Origin of the sequence: Streptomyces sp. NPDC102402 (assembly GCF_044765765.1) — a bacterium.
In the GTDB taxonomy this organism is placed as follows: Bacteria; Actinomycetota; Actinomycetes; order Streptomycetales; family Streptomycetaceae; genus Streptomyces.
This window is the reverse complement of sequence record NZ_JBIWKR010000001.1, coordinates 1,055,214-1,073,610: the sequence shown is the minus strand read 5'-3', so window position 1 is coordinate 1,073,610 and position 18,397 is coordinate 1,055,214. Positions and strand designations below refer to the sequence as shown.

18 protein-coding genes are annotated in these 18,397 nt (G+C 70.9%); 5 read left to right on the top strand and 13 right to left on the bottom strand.

Annotation, left to right across the window (positions count from 1 at the left end; genetic code table 11):
- Position 1 precedes the first annotated feature (1 nt).
- A complete protein-coding gene (gene cseB / locus ACIRJR_RS04640; RefSeq protein ID WP_403773677.1) occupies positions 2 to 712 on the top strand; it encodes a two-component system response regulator CseB in 711 nt (236 codons plus the stop codon).
- Positions 709 to 2,025 (top strand): two-component system sensor histidine kinase CseC, encoded by a 1,317-nt coding sequence (gene cseC, locus ACIRJR_RS04635; RefSeq protein ID WP_403773674.1) that lies wholly within the window; start codon positions 709 to 711, stop codon positions 2,023 to 2,025. Before cseB ends, cseC begins: the two co-directional genes overlap by 4 nt.
- 145 nt (positions 2,026 to 2,170) lie before the next feature.
- Here the strand turns inward: cseC and ACIRJR_RS04630 are convergent, their stop codons facing one another.
- On the bottom strand, positions 2,171 to 3,766 hold the full coding sequence (locus tag ACIRJR_RS04630; protein WP_403773671.1) for an MDR family MFS transporter: 1,596 nt from the start codon (positions 3,764 to 3,766) through the stop codon (positions 2,171 to 2,173).
- A 134-nt stretch (positions 3,767 to 3,900) separates the two neighbouring features.
- Here ACIRJR_RS04630 and ACIRJR_RS04625 point away from each other — a divergent pair, with 134 nt between their 5' ends.
- The gene (locus ACIRJR_RS04625; protein ID WP_403773668.1) at positions 3,901 to 4,485 is read left to right on the top strand and encodes a TetR/AcrR family transcriptional regulator; all 585 of its coding nucleotides are present in this window, start codon (positions 3,901 to 3,903) and stop codon (positions 4,483 to 4,485) included.
- A 20-nt stretch (positions 4,486 to 4,505) separates the two neighbouring features.
- Here ACIRJR_RS04625 and ACIRJR_RS04620 read toward each other — a convergent pair whose 3' ends face one another.
- A complete protein-coding gene (locus tag ACIRJR_RS04620; RefSeq protein WP_403773665.1) occupies positions 4,506 to 5,228 on the bottom strand; it encodes a M23 family metallopeptidase in 723 nt (240 codons plus the stop codon).
- Positions 5,229 to 5,952: 724 nt separating this feature from the next.
- Here ACIRJR_RS04620 and ACIRJR_RS04615 point away from each other — a divergent pair.
- Complete coding sequence (locus ACIRJR_RS04615) at positions 5,953 to 6,318, top strand: DUF4440 domain-containing protein (protein ID WP_403773662.1); 366 nt, start codon at positions 5,953 to 5,955, stop codon at positions 6,316 to 6,318.
- A 191-nt stretch (positions 6,319 to 6,509) separates the two neighbouring features.
- On the opposite strand, the gene ACIRJR_RS04610 is transcribed toward ACIRJR_RS04615, so the two are convergent.
- Entirely contained in the window at positions 6,510 to 9,035 is a 2,526-nt protein-coding gene (locus ACIRJR_RS04610; protein WP_403773659.1) for an ATP-dependent Clp protease ATP-binding subunit, read from the bottom strand.
- Between the two features lie 439 nt (positions 9,036 to 9,474).
- On the opposite strand from ACIRJR_RS04610, the gene ACIRJR_RS04605 reads away from it, so the two are divergent.
- Entirely contained in the window at positions 9,475 to 10,059 is a 585-nt protein-coding gene (locus ACIRJR_RS04605; RefSeq protein WP_403773657.1) for an SCO3374 family protein, read from the top strand.
- Here ACIRJR_RS04605 and ACIRJR_RS04600 read toward each other — a convergent pair.
- The 10 genes from ACIRJR_RS04600 to ACIRJR_RS04555 all read right to left on the bottom strand — a co-directional run bounded on the left by ACIRJR_RS04600 (position 10,038) and on the right by ACIRJR_RS04555 (position 18,257).
- A complete protein-coding gene (locus ACIRJR_RS04600; protein WP_403773830.1) occupies positions 10,038 to 10,373 on the bottom strand; it encodes an Lsr2 family protein in 336 nt (111 codons plus the stop codon). The genes ACIRJR_RS04605 and ACIRJR_RS04600 overlap by 22 nt on opposite strands.
- Positions 10,374 to 10,518: 145 nt before the next feature.
- Complete coding sequence (locus tag ACIRJR_RS04595) at positions 10,519 to 11,136, bottom strand: amino-acid N-acetyltransferase (RefSeq protein ID WP_403773654.1); 618 nt, start codon at positions 11,134 to 11,136, stop codon at positions 10,519 to 10,521.
- A gap of 9 nt (positions 11,137 to 11,145) precedes the next feature.
- Positions 11,146 to 11,580, bottom strand: a complete 435-nt coding sequence (locus tag ACIRJR_RS04590) for a BlaI/MecI/CopY family transcriptional regulator (RefSeq protein WP_403773651.1) — start codon at positions 11,578 to 11,580, stop codon at positions 11,146 to 11,148.
- Between the two features lie 102 nt (positions 11,581 to 11,682).
- Entirely contained in the window at positions 11,683 to 11,862 is a 180-nt protein-coding gene (locus tag ACIRJR_RS04585) for a hypothetical protein (protein ID WP_403773648.1), read from the bottom strand.
- 55 nt (positions 11,863 to 11,917) lie between these two features.
- Complete coding sequence (locus ACIRJR_RS04580) at positions 11,918 to 12,517, bottom strand: hypothetical protein (RefSeq protein ID WP_403773828.1); 600 nt, start codon at positions 12,515 to 12,517, stop codon at positions 11,918 to 11,920.
- Positions 12,518 to 12,657: 140 nt separating this feature from the next.
- Complete coding sequence (locus ACIRJR_RS04575; protein ID WP_031091045.1) at positions 12,658 to 13,455, bottom strand: type III pantothenate kinase; 798 nt, start codon at positions 13,453 to 13,455, stop codon at positions 12,658 to 12,660.
- Positions 13,455 to 14,498: a carboxylating nicotinate-nucleotide diphosphorylase gene (nadC, locus tag ACIRJR_RS04570; protein WP_403773645.1), complete on the bottom strand. Its 1,044-nt coding sequence runs from the start codon at positions 14,496 to 14,498 to the stop codon at positions 13,455 to 13,457. Before nadC ends, ACIRJR_RS04575 begins: the two co-directional genes overlap by 1 nt.
- A 2-nt stretch (positions 14,499 to 14,500) precedes the next feature.
- Positions 14,501 to 16,276, bottom strand: coding sequence for an L-aspartate oxidase (locus ACIRJR_RS04565; RefSeq protein ID WP_403773643.1), 1,776 nt, complete (start codon positions 16,274 to 16,276; stop codon positions 14,501 to 14,503).
- Entirely contained in the window at positions 16,273 to 17,286 is a 1,014-nt protein-coding gene (panC, locus tag ACIRJR_RS04560; protein ID WP_403773640.1) for a pantoate--beta-alanine ligase, read from the bottom strand. The genes ACIRJR_RS04565 and panC overlap by 4 nt, the downstream gene beginning before the upstream one ends.
- Positions 17,283 to 18,257, bottom strand: coding sequence for a Rossmann-like and DUF2520 domain-containing protein (locus ACIRJR_RS04555; RefSeq protein ID WP_403773637.1), 975 nt, complete (start codon positions 18,255 to 18,257; stop codon positions 17,283 to 17,285). Before ACIRJR_RS04555 ends, panC begins: the two co-directional genes overlap by 4 nt.
- Positions 18,258 to 18,397: the final 140 nt, after the last annotated feature.

The window sequence follows — 18,397 nt, the reverse complement described above, 5'->3', positions numbered from 1 at the left end:
CATGGCCGACACCCATGTCCTCTTCGTCGAGGACGACGACGTCATCCGCGAGGCCACCCAGCTCGCACTGGAGCGGGTGGGCTTCACGGTCACCGCGGTACCGGACGGCCTGCTGGGCCTGGAGGCCTTCCGGGCCGACCGTCCCGACATCGCCCTGCTGGACGTGATGGTGCCCGGCCTGGACGGGGTCAGTCTGTGCCGGCGCATCCGCGACGAGTCGACCGTGCCCGTGATCATGCTGTCGGCGCGGGCCGACTCGATCGACGTGGTGCTCGGACTGGAGGCCGGGGCCGACGACTACGTCACCAAGCCGTTCGACGGGGCGGTCCTCGTCGCCCGCATCCGTGCCGTGCTGCGCCGCTTCGGCCACGCCGCCGGTGCGGGCGGGGATCCCGGCGGAGCCGCCGGGGCCCCGGCCGAGGCGGGCGGGGTGCTGGTCTTCGGCGACGTGGAGATCGACACCGAGGGCATGGAGGTGCGCCGGAAGGGCTCGCACGTGGGCCTGACACCGACCGAGATGCGTCTGCTGCTGGAATTCTCCGCGGCGCCCGGCACGGTGCTCTCCCGCGACAGGCTCCTGGAGCGGGTCTGGGACTACGGCTGGGGCGGGGACACCCGCGTCGTCGACGTCCACGTACAGCGGCTGCGGACCAAGATCGGGCAGGACCGGATCGAGACGGTCCGCGGCTTCGGCTACAAGCTCCGCGCATGAGGCGGCTGGCACTGCGGACCGGGGTCCGCTGGAAGATCAGCATCGCGATCGCCGCCGTCGGCGCGCTCATCGCGCTGGCGCTGAGCCTCGTCGTCCACAACGCCGCCCGCGTCTCGATGCTGGAGAACGCGCGCGAGGTACAGCTGGAGCGGCTGCTCTTCGCCCAGCGGCTGTACGAGGCGACGAACACCCAGAAGCCGTCGCCGAAGTTCGGCTCCAAGATCAACGACCCCTCGCTCCCGGCGAGCCTCCGCAGCCGGATCCAGGACGACCGGCGGGCCACCCACGTCGACGAGTACGAGGACGGGGTGCCCGACGTGTGGGCGGCCGTGCCCCTGGCCAACGGTGACGTCCTGTCGCTGCACACCCGGTTCGCCGACCGCAACGCCACGGTCATGGGCGACCTCGACCGCGCCCTGGTCATCGGTTCGGTCTCGGTCGTCTTCGGGGGCTGCGCGCTGGGGGTGCTGATCGGCGGCCAGCTGTCCCGGAGACTGCGCAAGGCGGCGGCCGCGGCCGGCAAGGTCGCCCAGGGCAACACGGAGGTACGCGTACGGGAGGCCGTCGGCGGTGTCGTACGGGACGAGACCGACGAGCTGGCCAGGGCCGTGGACGCCCTCACGGACGCGCTGAACGAGCGGATCGAGGCGGAGCGCCGGGTCACCGCGGACATCGCGCACGAGCTGCGTACCCCGGTGACCGGGCTGCTCACCGCGGCCGAGCTGCTGCCCCCCGGCCGGCCCACCGAGCTCGTCCGGGACCGGGCGCAGGCGATGCGGACGCTGGTCGAGGACGTCCTGGAGGTGGCACGGCTGGACAGCGCCTCGGAGCGGGCGGAGCTCCAGGAGCTGCCCCTGGGCGAATTCGTCGGGCGGCGGGTGCGGCTGCTGGATCCGGAGATCACGGTACGGGTGGTGCACGAGTCCTGGGTGTCCACGGATCCGCGGCGGCTGGAGCGCATCCTGGGCAATCTGCTGGGGAACGCCGCCAAGCACGGGGCGGGTCCGGTCGAGGTCACGGTCGAGGGCAGGGTCGTGCGGGTCCGCGATCACGGGCCGGGTTTCCCCGAGGCGCTGTTGCGGGAGGGGCCGAGCCGCTTCCGTACCGGCAGCAGCGACCGGTCCGGGCGCGGCCACGGCCTGGGGCTGACCATCGCCGCGGGCCAGGCGCGGGTCCTGGGGGCAAGGCTGACGTTCCGCAACGCGGGGCCCGCGGGGGGTCCCGGTGGCACCGGCGGGGCGGTCGCCGTGCTGTGGCTGCCCGAGCACGCGCCGACGAGCACCGGGAGTTTCCCCGTGCTGCGGCAGGCGTGAACGGCCCGGGGAAAGGGGTGGGCCCCGGAGACGTCCTGTCCCCGGGGAAAGGGTTGGGCCCCGGAGACGTCCTGTCCCCGGGGAAAGGGTTGGGCCCCGGAGACGTCCTGTCTCCGGGGCCCACTCGCGTCAGGGGCTCGCTCGCTCAGACGGTCTGCGACTCCTTGGCCGCCCCGGGGGTGACGGCGGACCCGCTTCCGGCGGGGTCGTCGGAGCCGGCCTCCGGCTTCGCGGCGCCGCGCAGCGGGACCTCCTTCACGAACAGCGCCGCCAGCAGGGCCACCACCGCGACCGAACCGCCCACCAGGAAGGCGATGTGCGTCCCCGAGGCCACGGCGTACTCGTAGGCGTCACGCACCGCGTCGGGCAGCTGCCGCAGGCTCGCGTCGTCCAGCTGCGCCGACCGCGCGGTCGCCCCGCCGCCTCCGCGGGCCGCCATCTCGTCCTGCACCCGTCCGGTGAACAGGGCGCCCATGATCGCGACTCCGAAGGAGCTGCCCAGGGTGCGGAAGAGGGTGGTGGCGGAGGAGGCGACGCCCATGTCCTTGAGCTCGACGCTGTTCTGCGCGACGAGCATCGTGATCTGCATCAGGAATCCCATGCCCGCCCCGAGCACCGCCATGTAGACGCCGGAGGTGAAGCGCGTCGTGCCGGTGTCCATGGTGGAGAGGAGGAACAGGCCCGTGACCATCAGGACGCTGCCCACGATCGGGAAGACCTTGTACCTGCCGGTGCTCGTGGTGATCCGGCCGGCGACCAGCGAGACGATCATCATCGCGAGCAGCATCGGCAGGAGCAGCAGTCCGGAGTTGGTCGCGTTCGCTCCCTGGACCGTCTGCTGGTACAGCGGGAGGAAGAGCACCGCTCCGAACATCACGAAGCCCGCCATGAAGCCGATCACGGACATGAGGCTGAAGTTGCGGCTGCGGAAGATGTGCAGCGGCATGATCGGTTCGGCGGCCTTCGTCTCGACGAGGAGGAATCCGACGAGCGAGGCCACGCCGAGCGCGATGAGCTCCATGATCACGGCCGAGCCCCAGGCGTACTCCGTACCGCCCCAGGTGGTGACCAGGACGATCGCGGTGATGCCCACGGTGAGGAGCGCGGCTCCCAGGTAGTCGACCTTCGCCGTCGAGCGCTCCTTGCGGGGCAGGTGCAGCACCGCTGTGACCATGGCCAGTGCGACGGCGCCGAGCGGGAGGTTGATGTAGAAGCTCCAGCGCCAGCCGAGGTGGTCGGTGATCACGCCGCCCACCAGGGGCCCGCCGATCATGGCGATCGCCATGACGCCGGCCATCATGCCCTGGTACTTGCCGCGCTCCCGCGGAGGCACCAGGTCGCCGAGGATGGCCATGACTCCGACCATCAGGCCGCCCGCGCCGAGGCCCTGGACCGCGCGGAATCCGATCAGCTGACTCATGTCCTGGGCCATGCCGCTCAGCACCGAGCCGATCAGGAAGATCACGATGGACGTGAGGAAGATTCCCTTGCGTCCGTACAGGTCGCCGAGCTTGCCCCAGATGGGGGTGGAGGCCGCGGTGGCCAGGGTGTAGGCCGTGACCACCCAGGACAGATGTTCCATGCCGCCCAGATCGCCGACGATCGTCGGCATCGCGGTGCCGACGATCAGGTTGTCGAGCATGGCCAGCAGCATCGTGATCATCAGGGCGAGTACCACCACCCTGACGCTTCGCGCCTGCGGTCCGGCCGGCTGGGCCACCGCCTTCTTCACGTCCGTCATGCCGTGCTCCCCTGATCCCCTGAATGCCTGGTCCGCCGCCGACCCGGCACTTACTTGCCGCCCGGCTAGTTGGCTACACTGAGGAAAGTAGACCCGTAACTAGCCGGTCGTCAAGTAAGTTCTGGGAGAGTCGCATGGGCAGCACGCCGCAGCCGCGCCGGGGCAACACCCGCCAGCGCATTCAGGACGTCGCCCTGGAGCTCTTCGCCGAACAGGGGTACGAGAAGACCTCGCTCCGCGAGATCGCCGAGAACCTGCAGGTCACCAAGGCGGCGCTGTACTACCACTTCAAGACGAAGGAAGACATCCTCGTCAGCATCTTCGAGGACCTGAACCGGCCCGTGGAGGCCCTTCTGGAGTGGGGCAAGGAGCAGCCGCGCACCCTGGAGACGAAGGTGGAGATCCTCGTGCGCTACAGCGAGGCGCTCAGGGCCGCCGAGCCGCTCTTCGTCTTCATGCAGGAGAACCAGGCGACGGTGCGGGATCTGAGCATCGGCCACACCATCAAGCACCGGGTCATCGCCCTGGTCGACCTGATCAAGGATCCCGACGCCCCGCTCACCGACCAGGTGCGCTGCTTCAGCGCCCTCCTCGCGATGCACGCCGGGATGATGGCCCTCAGAGACGCCGAAGGCGACCCCGAGGAGAAGCGCAAGGCTGCTCTCGAGGTCGCCGTCGAGCTGGTGACCAAGGCCCATGACCCGGGGCCCGCCGCTTAGCGGCTACGGGTGGTCGCGCGTCAGACCTTGACGTGCACGGTCTTCAGGTACGAGACCGGGTCCAGGGCGGAACCGTAGTTCGGCGTGGTCCGGATCTCGAAGTGCAGGTGAGGACCGCTGGAGTTGCCCGTGTTGCCGGACAGGGCGATCCTGTCGCCCGTCTTCACGCGGTCGCCGATCTTGACGTCGATCTGCGACAGGTGCGCGTACTGCGAGTACTTGCCGTTGGCGTGCTTGATCACGATGGCGTTGCCGTACGCGGGGCCGTCGCCGCCGCCGTTCGGGCCCGCCTTGACGACACGGCCGGTGTGCGCGGCCTCGACCTTGGTGCCGATCGGCACCGCGAAGTCCTGGCCGGAGTGCTTGTGGGCCCAGCGGTTACCGCCGGTGCCGTAGGTGGCGCTCAGCTCGTAGTGGTTGACCGGGGCCTCCCACGAGGCGGCCTTCTTCTTGGCGGCGGCCTTCTTCTTGGCAGCGGCCTTCTTCTTGGCGTCGGCCTTCTCGGCCTTGTCGGCCTTCGCCTGGGCGGCGGCCTTGCTCTGCGCCGTCGCCTGCTTGGCGACGGAGTTGGCGGTGGCCGCGCCGGCGAGGGCCGCGTTGTCCGCGGTGCCCGTCGTGCCGGACGCGAACGCCGCGCCCGCGCCGAACACCATCGACGCACCCAGGCCGGCTGCCACGACGGCGCCACTGACACGGGACATGGACGGGCGGCGGGAGTGCTGGAACGTAACGCGCTTCGACATGCGGTGAGTACCTCCGGGGTGACTGGACCCGGTGCTCGACCGGGCTTGCTCCACCTTGGTAACCCGCACCCCGGGCAACACTCAAACCCCCCATCTACGATCAAAAGCCGTAGCCGGGGGGTGGGGAATTCGCTTCGGACGACCACCTCGGCAGCCCCGGACGCCGGTCCGGACCGCCTTCGGGAAGCGGGTTCAGACCCAGCTCCAAACGCATCGTTCCTGGACAGAGGCTTGCATTACGGCTATATCCCCCTAAACCTCAAAAGCCTCTCCCGAAGCGGGCCGAAAGTCCTCCAACCCGTCATCGCGGCCGCTCCTAACGCGTCTAGTAGGCCTCCGAGGGCCTGTGCGCCTTGTCACCGCCGGTGGGCCGGAGGCCTGTCCGTTTCGGGACCTTCGGCACCGGGCCGACGAGGGGGTGGGGGACGCCGGTGCCGCGAGGGCGTCACCGCCCCGCACGCGGACCAGCCGGGCGCCGCCTGCGTACATCCCTCAAGCCCCTGAGCGCTCACGGGCGCGTGGTCCGGCGGGCTGCCGCCACGCCCGCCGCCGCGCCTCCCCTGGCCCGCCGCGCCTTCACCAGCCCGCCGCTTCCGCCCGCCGCGCCTCCCCCAGCCCGCCGCTTCCACCCGCCGCGCCTCCCCCAGCCCGCCGCTTCCACCCGCCGCCCGGCCCGCAGAGGTATTCGCTGTGACGGGGCGGAGGACATCCGTACGGTTCAGGCATGAAGAGCGAGAGTGAGCGGGCCGTCCAAGCGGCGATCGCGTCGGAGATCCGGCTCCTCAACCCCGACGTGCGTGCGTCGCCGGCCCTGGTCTCCGAGCTGCTGGATCCCGAGTTCACCGAGTTCGGGGCTTCAGGGCGACGCTGGGACGCGACATCGGTCCTCACGGTGACCAGCTCCGGTTCCGTCCTCCCGGAGTCCCCGGTGGTGGTCAGCGAGATGGCGGGGACAGAGCTGGCTCCCGGCATCGTGCATCTGACGTACTTCGCGGACAACGGAGGGCGTCGCGCCTGGCGGAGCTCCCTGTGGCGTCGAGCGGATACCGGCTGGCGGCTGTACTTCCACCAGGCCACCCCCTCCGCCTGACCGCGTCGCCCCACCCCGACGCGCCTGGACGCGCTCGCCGGGAGCGCGTGGACGGACAGACGGCCGGGCGGACGGCCGGCGCGCCGGATTCCGGTGTCAGCCGTCGCACGGCGAGTGTCCACGAGAAAAGGGGCTGCCCCGGACCGGTTACCGGTCCGGGGCAGCCCCTCGGTGCTCAGGCGCTGTGCGCCCTACGCGTCCTTCGTCAGGTTCGGGCCGCCGCCCGCTGCCTGCTCGATCGGCGGGACGTCGGGCAGTGCCGACTTCTCCTCGCCGCGGAACGAGAACTTCTTCTCGTCCCCTTCGCCCTCGGTGCCCACGACCACGATGTGACCGGGACGCAGCTCACCGAAGAGGATCTTCTCGGAGAGGATGTCCTCGATCTCGCGCTGGATCGTCCGGCGCAGCGGCCGGGCGCCCATCACGGGGTCGTAGCCCTTCTTCGCCAGGAGCGACTTGGCCTCGGCACTGAGCTCGATGCCCATGTCGCGGTCCTTGAGGCGCTCGTCCACCTTGTGGACCATGAGGTCGACGATCTGGATGATGTCTTCCTCGGTCAGCTGGTGGAAGACGACCGTGTCGTCGACACGGTTGAGGAACTCGGGCCGGAAGTGCTGCTTGAGCTCTTCGTTGACCTTGACCTTCATCCGCTCGTAGTTCGTCTTGACGTCGCCCTGGGCGGCGAAGCCCAGGTTGAAGCCCTTCGAGATGTCCCGGGTCCCGAGGTTGGTCGTCATGATGATGACCGTGTTCTTGAAGTCCACGACCCGGCCCTGGGAGTCGGTCAGACGACCGTCTTCCAGAATCTGGAGCAGGGAATTGAAGATATCGGGGTGGGCCTTCTCGACCTCGTCGAAGAGGACGACGGAGAACGGCTTGCGGCGGACCTTCTCGGTGAGCTGGCCGCCCTCCTCGTAACCCACGTAACCGGGGGGCGAACCGAAGAGCCGGGAAACCGTGTGCTTCTCGCTGAACTCCGACATGTCGAGGGAGATCAGCGCGTCCTCGTCGCCGAAGAGGAACTCGGCGAGCGTCTTGGAAAGCTCCGTCTTACCGACACCGGACGGGCCGGCGAAGATGAACGAGCCACCGGGGCGCTTCGGGTCCTTCAGACCGGCCCGCGTACGGCGGATCGCCTGCGAGAGGGCCTTGATGGCGTCCTTCTGGCCGATGACGCGCTTGTGGAGCTCGTCCTCCATGCGCAGCAGACGCGAGGACTCCTCCTCGGTCAGCTTGAAGACCGGGATGCCGGTGGCGGTCGCGAGGACTTCGGCGATGAGCTCGCCGTCGACCTCGGCGACGACGTCCATGTCGCCGGCCTTCCACTCCTTCTCCCGCTTGGCCTTCGCCGAAAGCAGCTGCTTCTCCTTGTCGCGGAGCGAAGCTGCCTTCTCGAAGTCCTGGGAGTCGATGGCCGACTCCTTGTCGCGGCGGACACCCGCGATCTTCTCGTCGAACTCGCGGAGGTCCGGCGGCGCGGTCATCCGGCGGATGCGCATCCGGGAACCGGCCTCGTCGATCAGGTCGATCGCCTTGTCCGGCAGGAAGCGGTCCGAGATGTACCGGTCGGCCAGGGTGGCGGCCTGGACCAGTGCCTCGTCCGTGATGGAGACCCGGTGGTGGGCCTCGTAACGGTCGCGCAGGCCCTTGAGGATCTCGATGGTGTGCGGCAGCGACGGCTCCGCGACCTGGATGGGCTGGAAGCGGCGCTCGAGCGCGGCGTCCTTCTCCAGGTGCTTGCGGTACTCGTCGAGCGTCGTGGCACCGATGGTCTGGAGCTCGCCTCGCGCCAGCATGGGCTTGAGGATGCTCGCGGCGTCGATCGCGCCCTCGGCGGCGCCCGCACCCACCAGGGTGTGGAGCTCGTCGATGAACAGGATGATGTCGCCGCGGGTGCGGATCTCCTTGAGGACCTTCTTCAGGCGCTCCTCGAAGTCACCTCGGTAGCGGGAACCCGCCACCAGGGCACCGAGGTCAAGAGTGTAGAGGTGCTTGTCCTTGAGGGTCTCGGGCACCTCGCCCTTGACGATGGCCTGCGCCAGGCCCTCGACGACCGCCGTCTTGCCGACGCCGGGCTCGCCGATGAGAACCGGGTTGTTCTTGGTACGGCGGGACAGCACCTGCATGACCCGCTCGATCTCCTTCTCGCGCCCGATGACCGGGTCGAGCTTGGACTCACGAGCGGCCTGGGTGAGATTCCGGCCGAACTGGTCGAGCACCAGGGACGTGGAGGGGGTGCCCTCCGCGGGGCCGCCGGCGGTGGCGGCCTCCTTGCCTCCCGAGTACCCGGAGAGCAGCTGGATGACCTGCTGCCGCACCCGGTTCAGGTCGGCGCCCAGCTTCACGAGGACCTGGGCTGCGACGCCCTCGCCCTCGCGGATCAGGCCGAGCAGGATGTGCTCGGTGCCGATGTAGTTGTGGCCGAGCTGAAGTGCCTCACGGAGCGACAGCTCCAGGACCTTCTTGGCCCGGGGGGTGAAGGGGATGTGCCCGGACGGGGCCTGCTGGCCCTGACCGATGATCTCCTCCACCTGCTGGCGGACCGCCTCGAGCGAAATCCCGAGGCTCTCCAGGGCCTTAGCGGCGACACCCTCACCCTCGTGGATCAGGCCCAGGAGGATGTGCTCGGTGCCGATGTAGTTGTGGTTGAGCATCCGGGCTTCTTCCTGAGCCAGGACGACAACCCGCCGCGCGCGGTCGGTGAACCTCTCGAACATCGTTAATCGCTCCTCAGAGCGGTCAGGCAGTAAGGGGTCGGTCCCCTCCCTGTCCTTCCGCAGCTTAGTCCCGCAAGCGGGGACCGCTCATTTCAACTGCCGACACCCGGCGCTGCTGCCTGGCGGATCTCCGCCCCGAACGCCGACAACTGCTCCAACCCGATGGTGCGAGACGATGTTCCCGCAGGCCAGGCAGATAGCCCTTTCGCCAGTACGCCGATGGCGAACGTGAGACGCTTTTGCCCGCGTGTCGCCCCTTCCCACTAGGGATGTCTTACCCGCACTCACCGACAGTCCATGCGGCGCACCCCCGTTTCCTCCGCTACGGGCGAACAACTTCGCGCTGCCGGATGCCTCCGTACGCCCCCGGCGCGGACACGCTGGGCGATCGAGTACGCACGGGGCGTAACTCCGGGACCCGTTCGGCGGTTCATCAACCATGGCTTCCCTCGTCCCGCCTCCCCGCTCGTCGTCGGAGTCCGACGACCGCGCCCAGTGGTACGCCCGCGAGCTGGACTGGGAAACGGCGGGCACGTCCCCGGTGCGGTTGCTGACGGGACTGCGCTTCGACGTGCTGGACCTGCCGGGCGCGGCAGGTCACGCGGCGCTGCGGCGAGTCGGACGTACCGGTCCGGTGGCGGTGGCGGGACGGCGGATGCGGCTCCTGGTCGCCGCCGGCAGCGCGGAGGAGCTCCCCGGCCTGCTCGACTGGCTGGAGTGGGGCGGGATCGCCCTCGATCTCTCGGCCTTCGGCGTCGGCGGGCACATCACGGCCCCGGTCCCGCCGGGCGGGGCGGCGGGCCCGCCGGGGGCCGCGTCCTGGCTGCGGCCCCCCGGATCGCGCCAGGAGGTGGAACTCTCGCTCCCGGCCCTCGGCGGCCTCGGGAGCAGGGGTGGGGATGCTCCCGATCTCGTACGACTCGTGGACGCGGCGGCGACGGAATGCCACCGGGCCAGGCTCGCGCATGCCCGTGAACGCCTGTGGACCCATCGGCCGACAGGTCAGCCGTTGGCCTTCTCGTAAGCCTCACGGATGTCGGCGGGAACGCGGCCGCGGTCATTCACGTTGTGGCCGTTCTCGCGCGCCCACCTACGGATCTCGGCGGTGTCCTTGTTGCCACCGGTAACGGCGCGGCCCTTGCCACGGCCCGTCGCGGCGCGGCCACCGGTGCGGCGTCCGCTCTTGGTGTAGGGCTCAAGAAGACCACGGAGCTTGTCCGCGTTGGTCGTGGTGAGGTCGATCTCGTACGTCTTGCCATCCAGAGCGAACGTAACGGTCTCGTCCGCCTCGCCACCGTCGAGGTCATCAACAAGAAGGACCTGAACCTTCTGTGCCACCGGATTTCCTTTCATCGAAAAATGCAGTACGCGGAAAGGAAACCGCTTTTCCCCGGAAAACACAAACCCCTGGGAGAGGTTCAGGAGCACAAGAACACGGGAAACATGCGCGATTCGGACATAGGGTTCCGGTACGTTCCGCCGTTCACAGGTGCAGAAGCATCCGGCTGTTGCCCAAGGTGTTCGGCTTCACTCGTTCGAGACCCAGGAACTCGGCGACACCCTCGTCATAGGAACGCAGCAGCTCGCTGTAGACATCTCCGTCGACCGGCGTCTCTCCGATCTCGGTGAAGCCGTGCGCCGCGAAGAAGTCGACTTCGAAGGTGAGGCAGAAAACGCGGCGCACACCGAGCCAGCGCGCCGTCTGCAAGAGCTTGTCCAGGACCTGGTGGCCGACTCCGGCGCCCTTGATGCCGTGGTCGACGGCGAGAGTGCGCACTTCGGCGAGGTCTTCCCACATCACGTGGAGTGCGCCGCAGCCGACCACCCGGGCGTCCTCGTCGCGTTCCGCGACCCAGAACTCCTGGATGTCCTCGTAAAGCGTCACCGTCGCTTTGTCGAGCAGGATGCCCTGGGAGACGTAGCCGTCCAGGAGCCCTCGGACGGACTGCACATCGCTCGTCCTGGCACGGCGGACCGTGATGGCCGGCCTATTTACCGACGGGTCGGTATGAAGATCTGCGCGAGATCCGGTTTCCGGACCGGTACGATCTCCGGTTTGCGACGCGGCGGGGTGCTCGGTTTGCGGCTGCTCTGAGGACATCCCCCGACGCTATCGCCCGCTCTCCGGTGAAGCCTCATCGGTTGCGGTCCCGGCATCGGACCGGCTCTCGGACGGTTCGGGGAACGTGGGCGCCACAACGCGGATCGCGTCCCGGAGTGCTTCACGCTGCTCGGCGGACATCATGCCGAAGAAGGCGACCAGTGCGGCCGCCGGGTTGTCGCTCTGCGACCAGGCTTCGTTCATCAGTGCGGCCGAGTATGCGGCGCGGGTGGAGACCGCCGTATATCGATATGCCCGGCCGTCCACTTCCCGGCGGACCCAGCCCTTCTGATGGAGATTGTCCATTACCGTCATGACGGTCGTGTACGCGATGGACCGTTCCTGTTGAAGGTCCTCGAGAACTTCCCGCACGGTGACCGGGCGGTTCCATTGCCAGACCCGCGTCATCACGGTGTCTTCCAGCTCTCCCAATTGGCGAGGCACGACACCACCTTAGTGCTAGATGTCCGGAATGAGGTAATTCCAGGACGACAAAAGGGCGCACGGCTCCTGTGGAGCCGTGCGCCCTTCGTGCTCTGGTCCGGGTCAGACGCTCCCGGGATGCGGAGCCTGCTTGGCCGCTTCGGCGCGGGCGAGCGCCGCGTCCACGGCGGCGTCCTCCTTGGCCTTGTTCGGGCCACCCTGGCTCTTGATGATCGTCCTGACGAGGCCGATGAAGAAGACGGCCATCACCACGGGGGGAACGAGCGCGGATACGTAGTCCATGCCGTCCAGGGTAGCGAGCCCGGCATTCCGGCCACTCCCGGGCACCCCCTGCCCCTCAGGACACCGCGCGCTCCTCCGGCGGCGGCGCCGGCGCCGGCCTGCGGCGGGGCGGGAAGACCTCCGACGGCTTGGGCATCGGACGCTCACCCGGGGCCGCCGGACGGGCCGGCGCGGACGGGGTCCGCGAGGGCTTCGAGGGCCGCTCGGCCCCCTCGGCCGCCGCGAGGCCACCGGGGAGGGCCAGCAGCCGGCTGCGCGGCGCGGGCGCGGAGACGGACACCGCGCGACCGGCGAGGCGCGCCCGCACCGAACGCTCGGCCAGCACCTGGCAGCGCTCCAGGAGGGCCGCCGCCACCGGCCCGGCGCGCAGGGCGCGCAGAGCCGCGAGGTCGTCGGGGCGGGGGTCGTAACCGGCCGCGAGGGCGTCCTGGAGGAGTTCCAGATAGCCGCTGAGCGAGCCGGGGAGGGCGTCGCGGTAGCGGGCGAGATCGGCGAGGAGGAAGGCGCGCAGCCGGCCCGCCTCGCTCACCACCTCGTCCACCGCGCCCGCGAGCCGCAGGCAGTCCTGGACATCCTCTTCCGGCAGGGGCGTGGGGTGGAGGGCGTTGGCGAGAGCACGTCGGAGCACCCGGAGCTCGTCCGCGCTGAACGCCATGCCGCCGCGTGATCCGTAGGGCGTGGGCATGACGCGACAATACGTGCTAAATGGACAAAATCGGCTTAACTAACCGCCCGGCGGCGCGGCGCCGGACGCCGTGCCGCCGGGCTGTTCCCGCAGGTGACCGCGGGCGCGCCCTACATCCGGGCGATGTTGCGCTCGTACACGAGGCGCAGGCCGATGAGCGTCAGCCAGGGCTCGTGCTCGTCGATCACGGAGGACTCCCCCAACACCATCGGAGCAAGGCCCCCGGTCGCGATGACGGTGACCTCGTCCGGGTCGGCCGCCAGCTCCTTCTTCATGCGCTCGACCACGCCGTCGATCTGGCCCGCGAAGCCGTAGACGATGCCGGACTGCATGGCCTCGACGGTGTTCTTGCCGATGACGCTGCGGGGCCTGGCCAGCTCGATCTTGCGGAGCTGGGCTCCCTTCACCCCGAGGGCCTCCACCGAGATCTCGATGCCGGGCGCGATGACCCCGCCCGTGTACTCGCCGCGCGCCGAGACCGCGTCGAAGGTGGTGGCCGTACCCAGGTCGACGACGATGGCCGGGCCGCCGTAGAGCTCGACGGCCGCGACCGCGTTGATGATGCGGTCCGCACCGACCTCCTTCGGGTTGTCGGTCAGGACCGGCACTCCGGTCTTCACACCCGGCTCCACGAGGACCGCCGGGACGTCGCCGTAGTACCGGCGGGTGACCTCCCGGAGCTCGTGCAGGACCGCGGGGACGGTCGAGCAGATCGCGATGCCCTCGATGCCGTCACCGAGTTCGACGCCGAGCAGCGGGTGCATGCCCATCAGGCCCTGGAGCAGGACGGCCAGCTCGTCGGCGGTGCGGCGGGCGTCGGTGGAGATCCGCCAGTGCTCGACGATCTCCTCGCCGTCGAAGAGGCCGAGGACGGTGTGGGAGTTGCCGACGTCGATGGTGAGCAGCATCAGGCCTCGGCCCCGTCGGTCTGCGCCGCCGCACGGAAGTCCAGGCCGATGTCGAGGATCGGCGAGGAGTGCGTGAGCGCACCGACGGCCAGGTAGTCGACGCCCGCCTCCGCGTGGGCGCGGGCGGAGTCGAGGGAGAGCCGGCCCGAGGACTCCAGCACCGCGCGGCCGCCGACGAGAGCGACCGCCTCGGCGGTGTCGGAAGGGGTGAAGTTGTCCAGCAGGATCAGGTCGGCGCCTGCGTCGAGGACCTCGCGGACCTGCTCCAGGGTGTCGACCTCGACCTCGATCGCGAGCTCCGGGTAGGCCTTCCTGACCCGCCGGAACGCCTCGGCCACGCCGCCCGCGGCGATCACGTGGTTGTCCTTGACCAGCGCCGCGTCCACGAGCGACATGCGGTGGTTGACCCCGCCGCCGCAGCGCACCGCGTACTTCTCCAGCGCACGCAGGCCCGGAGTGGTCTTACGGGTGTCGCGGACCGCGGCCTTCGTGCCTTCGAGCACATCGGCCCAGGCGCGGGTGGCGGTCGCGATCCCGGAGAGCCTGCAGAGCAGGTTGAGCGCGCTGCGCTCACCGGTGAGCAGGTCACGCGTGCGGGTGGTGACCGTGAGCAGTTTCTGCCCCGGAGCGACACGGTCACCGTCCTCGACGTGGCGCTCGACCTCGAACTCGTCGGTGCAGACGATGGACAGGACCGCCTCGGCGACGCGCAGACCGGCGACGACGCCCGCCTCACGCGCGGTGAAGTCGCCGGTGGCGACGGCGTCCTCCGGGACGGTCGCCACGGTGGTGACGTCCTCGCCCCCGTCGAGGTCCTCCTCGATCGCGACGTGGGCGATGTCCTCGACCTGGACCGGGTCCAGCCCGGCGTCCGCCAGGAGCTGGGCGAGGGCGGGGTCGAGGCCGCACTCCAGGCCGTCGGGGTCGTAGCCGTCACCGCAGCCGCAGCCGTCGCCGCAGCCGCCGGACTCGGCGGGTGCGCCGATGTGGATCAGCGGGACGTCCACGGGTGTGGGGCGCGGATTCTCTTCGGGCGTGCTCACGGTTACGGCTCCTCGGGGGCGTCGGCGGGGTCGGTGCGAAGGCGGGTGGGCGGTGCTGTGTCCGTGGGGTCCGCGGAGCCCCCGGGGCGTACGGGCGGGAACGCGGCGCTGTCCGTCGTGCGGACGACGGGCTGCCGATCCGGCGTGATGCGTACGACGAGGTGGCGGCGCCAGGCGGCGTCGTCGCGGTCGGGCCGGTCCTCGCGCCAGTGGCAGCCGCGGGTCTCCTCGCGCTCCCGGGCGGCGGCGACCAGGACCCTCGAGACGAGCAGCAGGTTGGTGGCCTCCCACGCCTCCACCCCGGGTACGGCGTCCTTGGGGCCCTCCTCCTCGGCCGCGGCCCGCTGGAGTGCCTCCAGCTCCCCGGCCGCGGTGGTGAGGCTGCCCGCGGACCGGATGACTCCGGCGCCCCTGGTCATGATCCGCTGGATCGAGGTCCGGGACTCCGCGGTGAGCAGCGGGACGGTGCGGACCCCGGCGGGGTCCACCGCGGGTGCCCGGCGGGGCGCCCCCGGGTCGGTGCGGGGCCCGGCCGTGGCGCCGGTGATGTCGGCCGCGATGCGCTCGGCGAAGACCAGTCCCTCCAGGAGGGAGTTGGACGCCAGCCGGTTCGCGCCGTGCACACCCGTGCAGGCCACCTCTCCGCAGGCGTACAGGCCGGGCACCGTCGTACGGCCACGGAGGTCCGTGCGCACGCCGCCCGAGGCGTAGTGCGCGGCGGGGGCCACCGGGATCGGCTCCGTGACGGGGTCGATGCCGTGGGTGCGGCAGGCGGCGAGGATCGTCGGGAAGCGCTGCTCCCACATCGCGGCGCCGAAGTGCCGGGCGTCGAGATACATGTGCTCGGTGCCCTGGAGGTGCATCTGCCGGGTGATCGCCTTGGCGACGATGTCACGGGGCGCCAGCTCGGCCAGCTCGTGCTGCCCGAGCATGAAGCGGGTGCCGGACGCGTCGACGAGGTGCGCGCCCTCGCCCCGTACCGCCTCGGAGACCAGCGGCTGCTGGCCCTCGGAGTCGGCGCCCAGGAAGAGGACGGTCGGGTGGAACTGGACGAACTCGAGGTCCGACACCTCCGCGCCGGCCCGCAGTGCGAGCGCCACCCCGTCGCCGGTGGAGACGGGCGGGTTGGTGGTGGCGGAGAAGACCTGGCCCATGCCACCGGTGGCGAGCACGACCGCGGGGGCGTGTACGGCGCCGACACCATCGTGCTGGCCCTCGCCCATGACGTGCAGGGTGACGCCCTCGGTCCGGCCGTCGGCGTCCGTGAGCAGGTCCAGGACCAGTGCGTTCTCGATGGTGCGCAGGGCGGCCGAGCGGACCGCCTCCACGAGGGCGCGGGAGATCTCGGCCCCCGTCGCGTCGCCTCCCGCGTGGGCGATGCGGCGGCGGTGGTGGCCGCCCTCACGGGCCAGGGCGATCGCACCGGTGTCCGTGGTGTCGAAGTGAGCACCGGTGTCGATCAGTCGGCGTACGGCGCCGGGGCCCTCGGTGACCAGGGCGCGCACCGCCGTCTCGTCGCACAGGCCGGCCCCGGCGACCAGGGTGTCGTCGAGGTGCTGTTCGGGGGTGTCGCCCTCGCCGAGCGCCGCGGCGATTCCGCCCTGTGCCCAGCGGGTGGAGCCGTCGTCGAGCCGGGCCTTGGTGACGACCACGGTCGCGAGGCCCGCCGCCGCGCAGCGAAGGGCGGTGGTGAGACCGGCCACGCCGGAGCCGACCACGACGACGTCCGCGTCGATGGCCCAGCCGGGGGCGGGGGCGGTCAGCCGTATTCCGGTCATGTGAGCGCTCCGAGGGTCAGCGGGATGTTGTCGATCAGCCGGGTGGCCCCCACCCGCGCCGCGACGGCCAGGACCGCCTCGGCGGTGACCCGGTCGTCGGGAACCTCGGTGAAGTCCGCCGGGTCCACGAGGGCCACGTAGTCCAGGGTGAGCGGCACCTCTTCGCCGGCCGCGTCGTCCAGGACGGCCCGGGCGGCGGCCAGCACAGCGGAGGGGACGACGACCGGCCGGGCCAGCGCGACCGCCTGGCTGTCGGCGGCCGCGCGCGCCTCGCCGAGCCGGGTGAGCTCGGCGGCCCGGCCCTCGCGCCCGGGGAGCGCGCGGGCACGGGCGTGGAGCGTCTGCTGGGCGACCAGCCGGTCGCGCGCCGCGAACAGGGCTCTGGGCAGGGCCAGCGCGGTGCGGCGCTCCTCTGCGGAGAGGAAGCGGTTGCGGCTGGAGAGTGCGAGACCGTCCGGGTCGCGCACGGTCGGCACGGCGACGATGTCGATGCCGAAGTTGAGATCGCGCACCATGCGGCGGACCAGGGCCAGCTGCTGGGCGTCCTTCTGCCCGAAGAACGCGGCGTCCGGCCGGGTGAGGTGCAGGAGCTTGGCGACGACGGTGAGCATGCCGTCGAAGTGCCCGGGGCGCGAGGAGCCTTCGAGCCGCTCGCCCATGGGGCCCGCGGTGATCCTGACCTGCGGCTCGCCGCCGGGGTAGACCTCCTCGACGGCCGGGGCGAAGACCGCGTCCGCGCCGGCCTCCGAGGCGACCGCGAGGTCGGCCTCCAGAGTGCGGGGGTAGCGGTCGAGGTCGGCGGCCTCGCCGAACTGGAGCGGGTTGACGAAGACGGTGACCACGACCTGGCCGCCGGGCCCCGCGGCGGTCCGTGCCGCGCGGATCAGGGTGGCGTGGCCGTCGTGGAGCGCGCCCATGGTCATCACGACGGCGCGGCGCGCCCCGGTCCCCCGGCCGAGGGCGTCCAGGTCCGCCGCGGAGCGCAGCAGGGTGGCGGGTGCGGTGGTCATCGCTTCTCCCCCGGTCCGGAATCGTCCGGGCCGTGTGTTCCGTTCGGTCTGTTCATGACGTCGGTGTCCGACAGGACACCGAGGAGATCCTCCGCGAACTCCGGCTTGAGCAGGCCCTGGTCCAGCGCCCGGTCGGCCGTGGCGCGAGCCATGGCGAGATATCCGGCCACCGTCTGCGGGGCGTGCGCGCGCAGCTCCCGGATGTGCGCGGACACCGTCCCCGCGTCGCCGCGGGCCACGGGCCCGGTGAGGGCCGCGTCCCCGGAGCGCAGGGCGTTGTCGAGCGCGGCTCCGAGCAGGGGGCCGAGCATCCGGTCGGGTGCGCCGACGCCCGCCGTGCGGAGCAGTTCCATGGACTGCGCGACGAGTGTGACCAGATGGTTCGCGCCGAGGGCGAGTGCCGCGTGGTAGAGCGGACGGGACTCCTCGGCGATCCATTCGGGCTCGCCGCCCATCTCGATGACGAGCGCCTCGGCGGCGAGCCTGAGCTCCTCCGGGGCGGTCACCCCGAACGAGCAGCCCGCCAGCCGCTGGACGTCGACCGAGCTGCCGGTGAAGGTCATCGCCGGGTGCAGGGCGAGCGGGAGGGCTCCGGCCCGCAGAGCGGGGTCGAGCACCTTCGTCCCGTACCGCCCGGAGGTGTGGACGAGCAACTGGCCCGGCCGCACGGCGCCGGTCTCGGCGAGGCCTTCGACCAGGCCGGGAAGCGCGTCGTCGGGGACGGTCAGCAGCACGAGCTCGGCGCGTGCGAGGACCTCGGCGGGGGTCACCAGGGGGACGTCGGGGAGCAGTGCGGCGGCCCGGCGCACGGACGCGTCGGAGACGCCCGACACCGCGACCGGGCGGTGACCCGCGAGCTGCAGCGAGGCGGCGAGGGCGGGGCCCACTCTTCCCGCACCGACGACACCCACGGTGAGGCGGGCAGGACGGTCCCTCGCGTCGAGGGCTTCCTTGGAAAATGATGCGTTCACGCGGCGACGGCCTTCCGTTCCAGTCCGCGGGGGGTACCGGACGACTTCTCTGCATGCTACGCCAGCGTTTCGCCACACCCCCAGACTGTCCACACCCTGTGGATAACCTCCGGGGCGGCGAGGGCCCCGGGGTGGGCGGT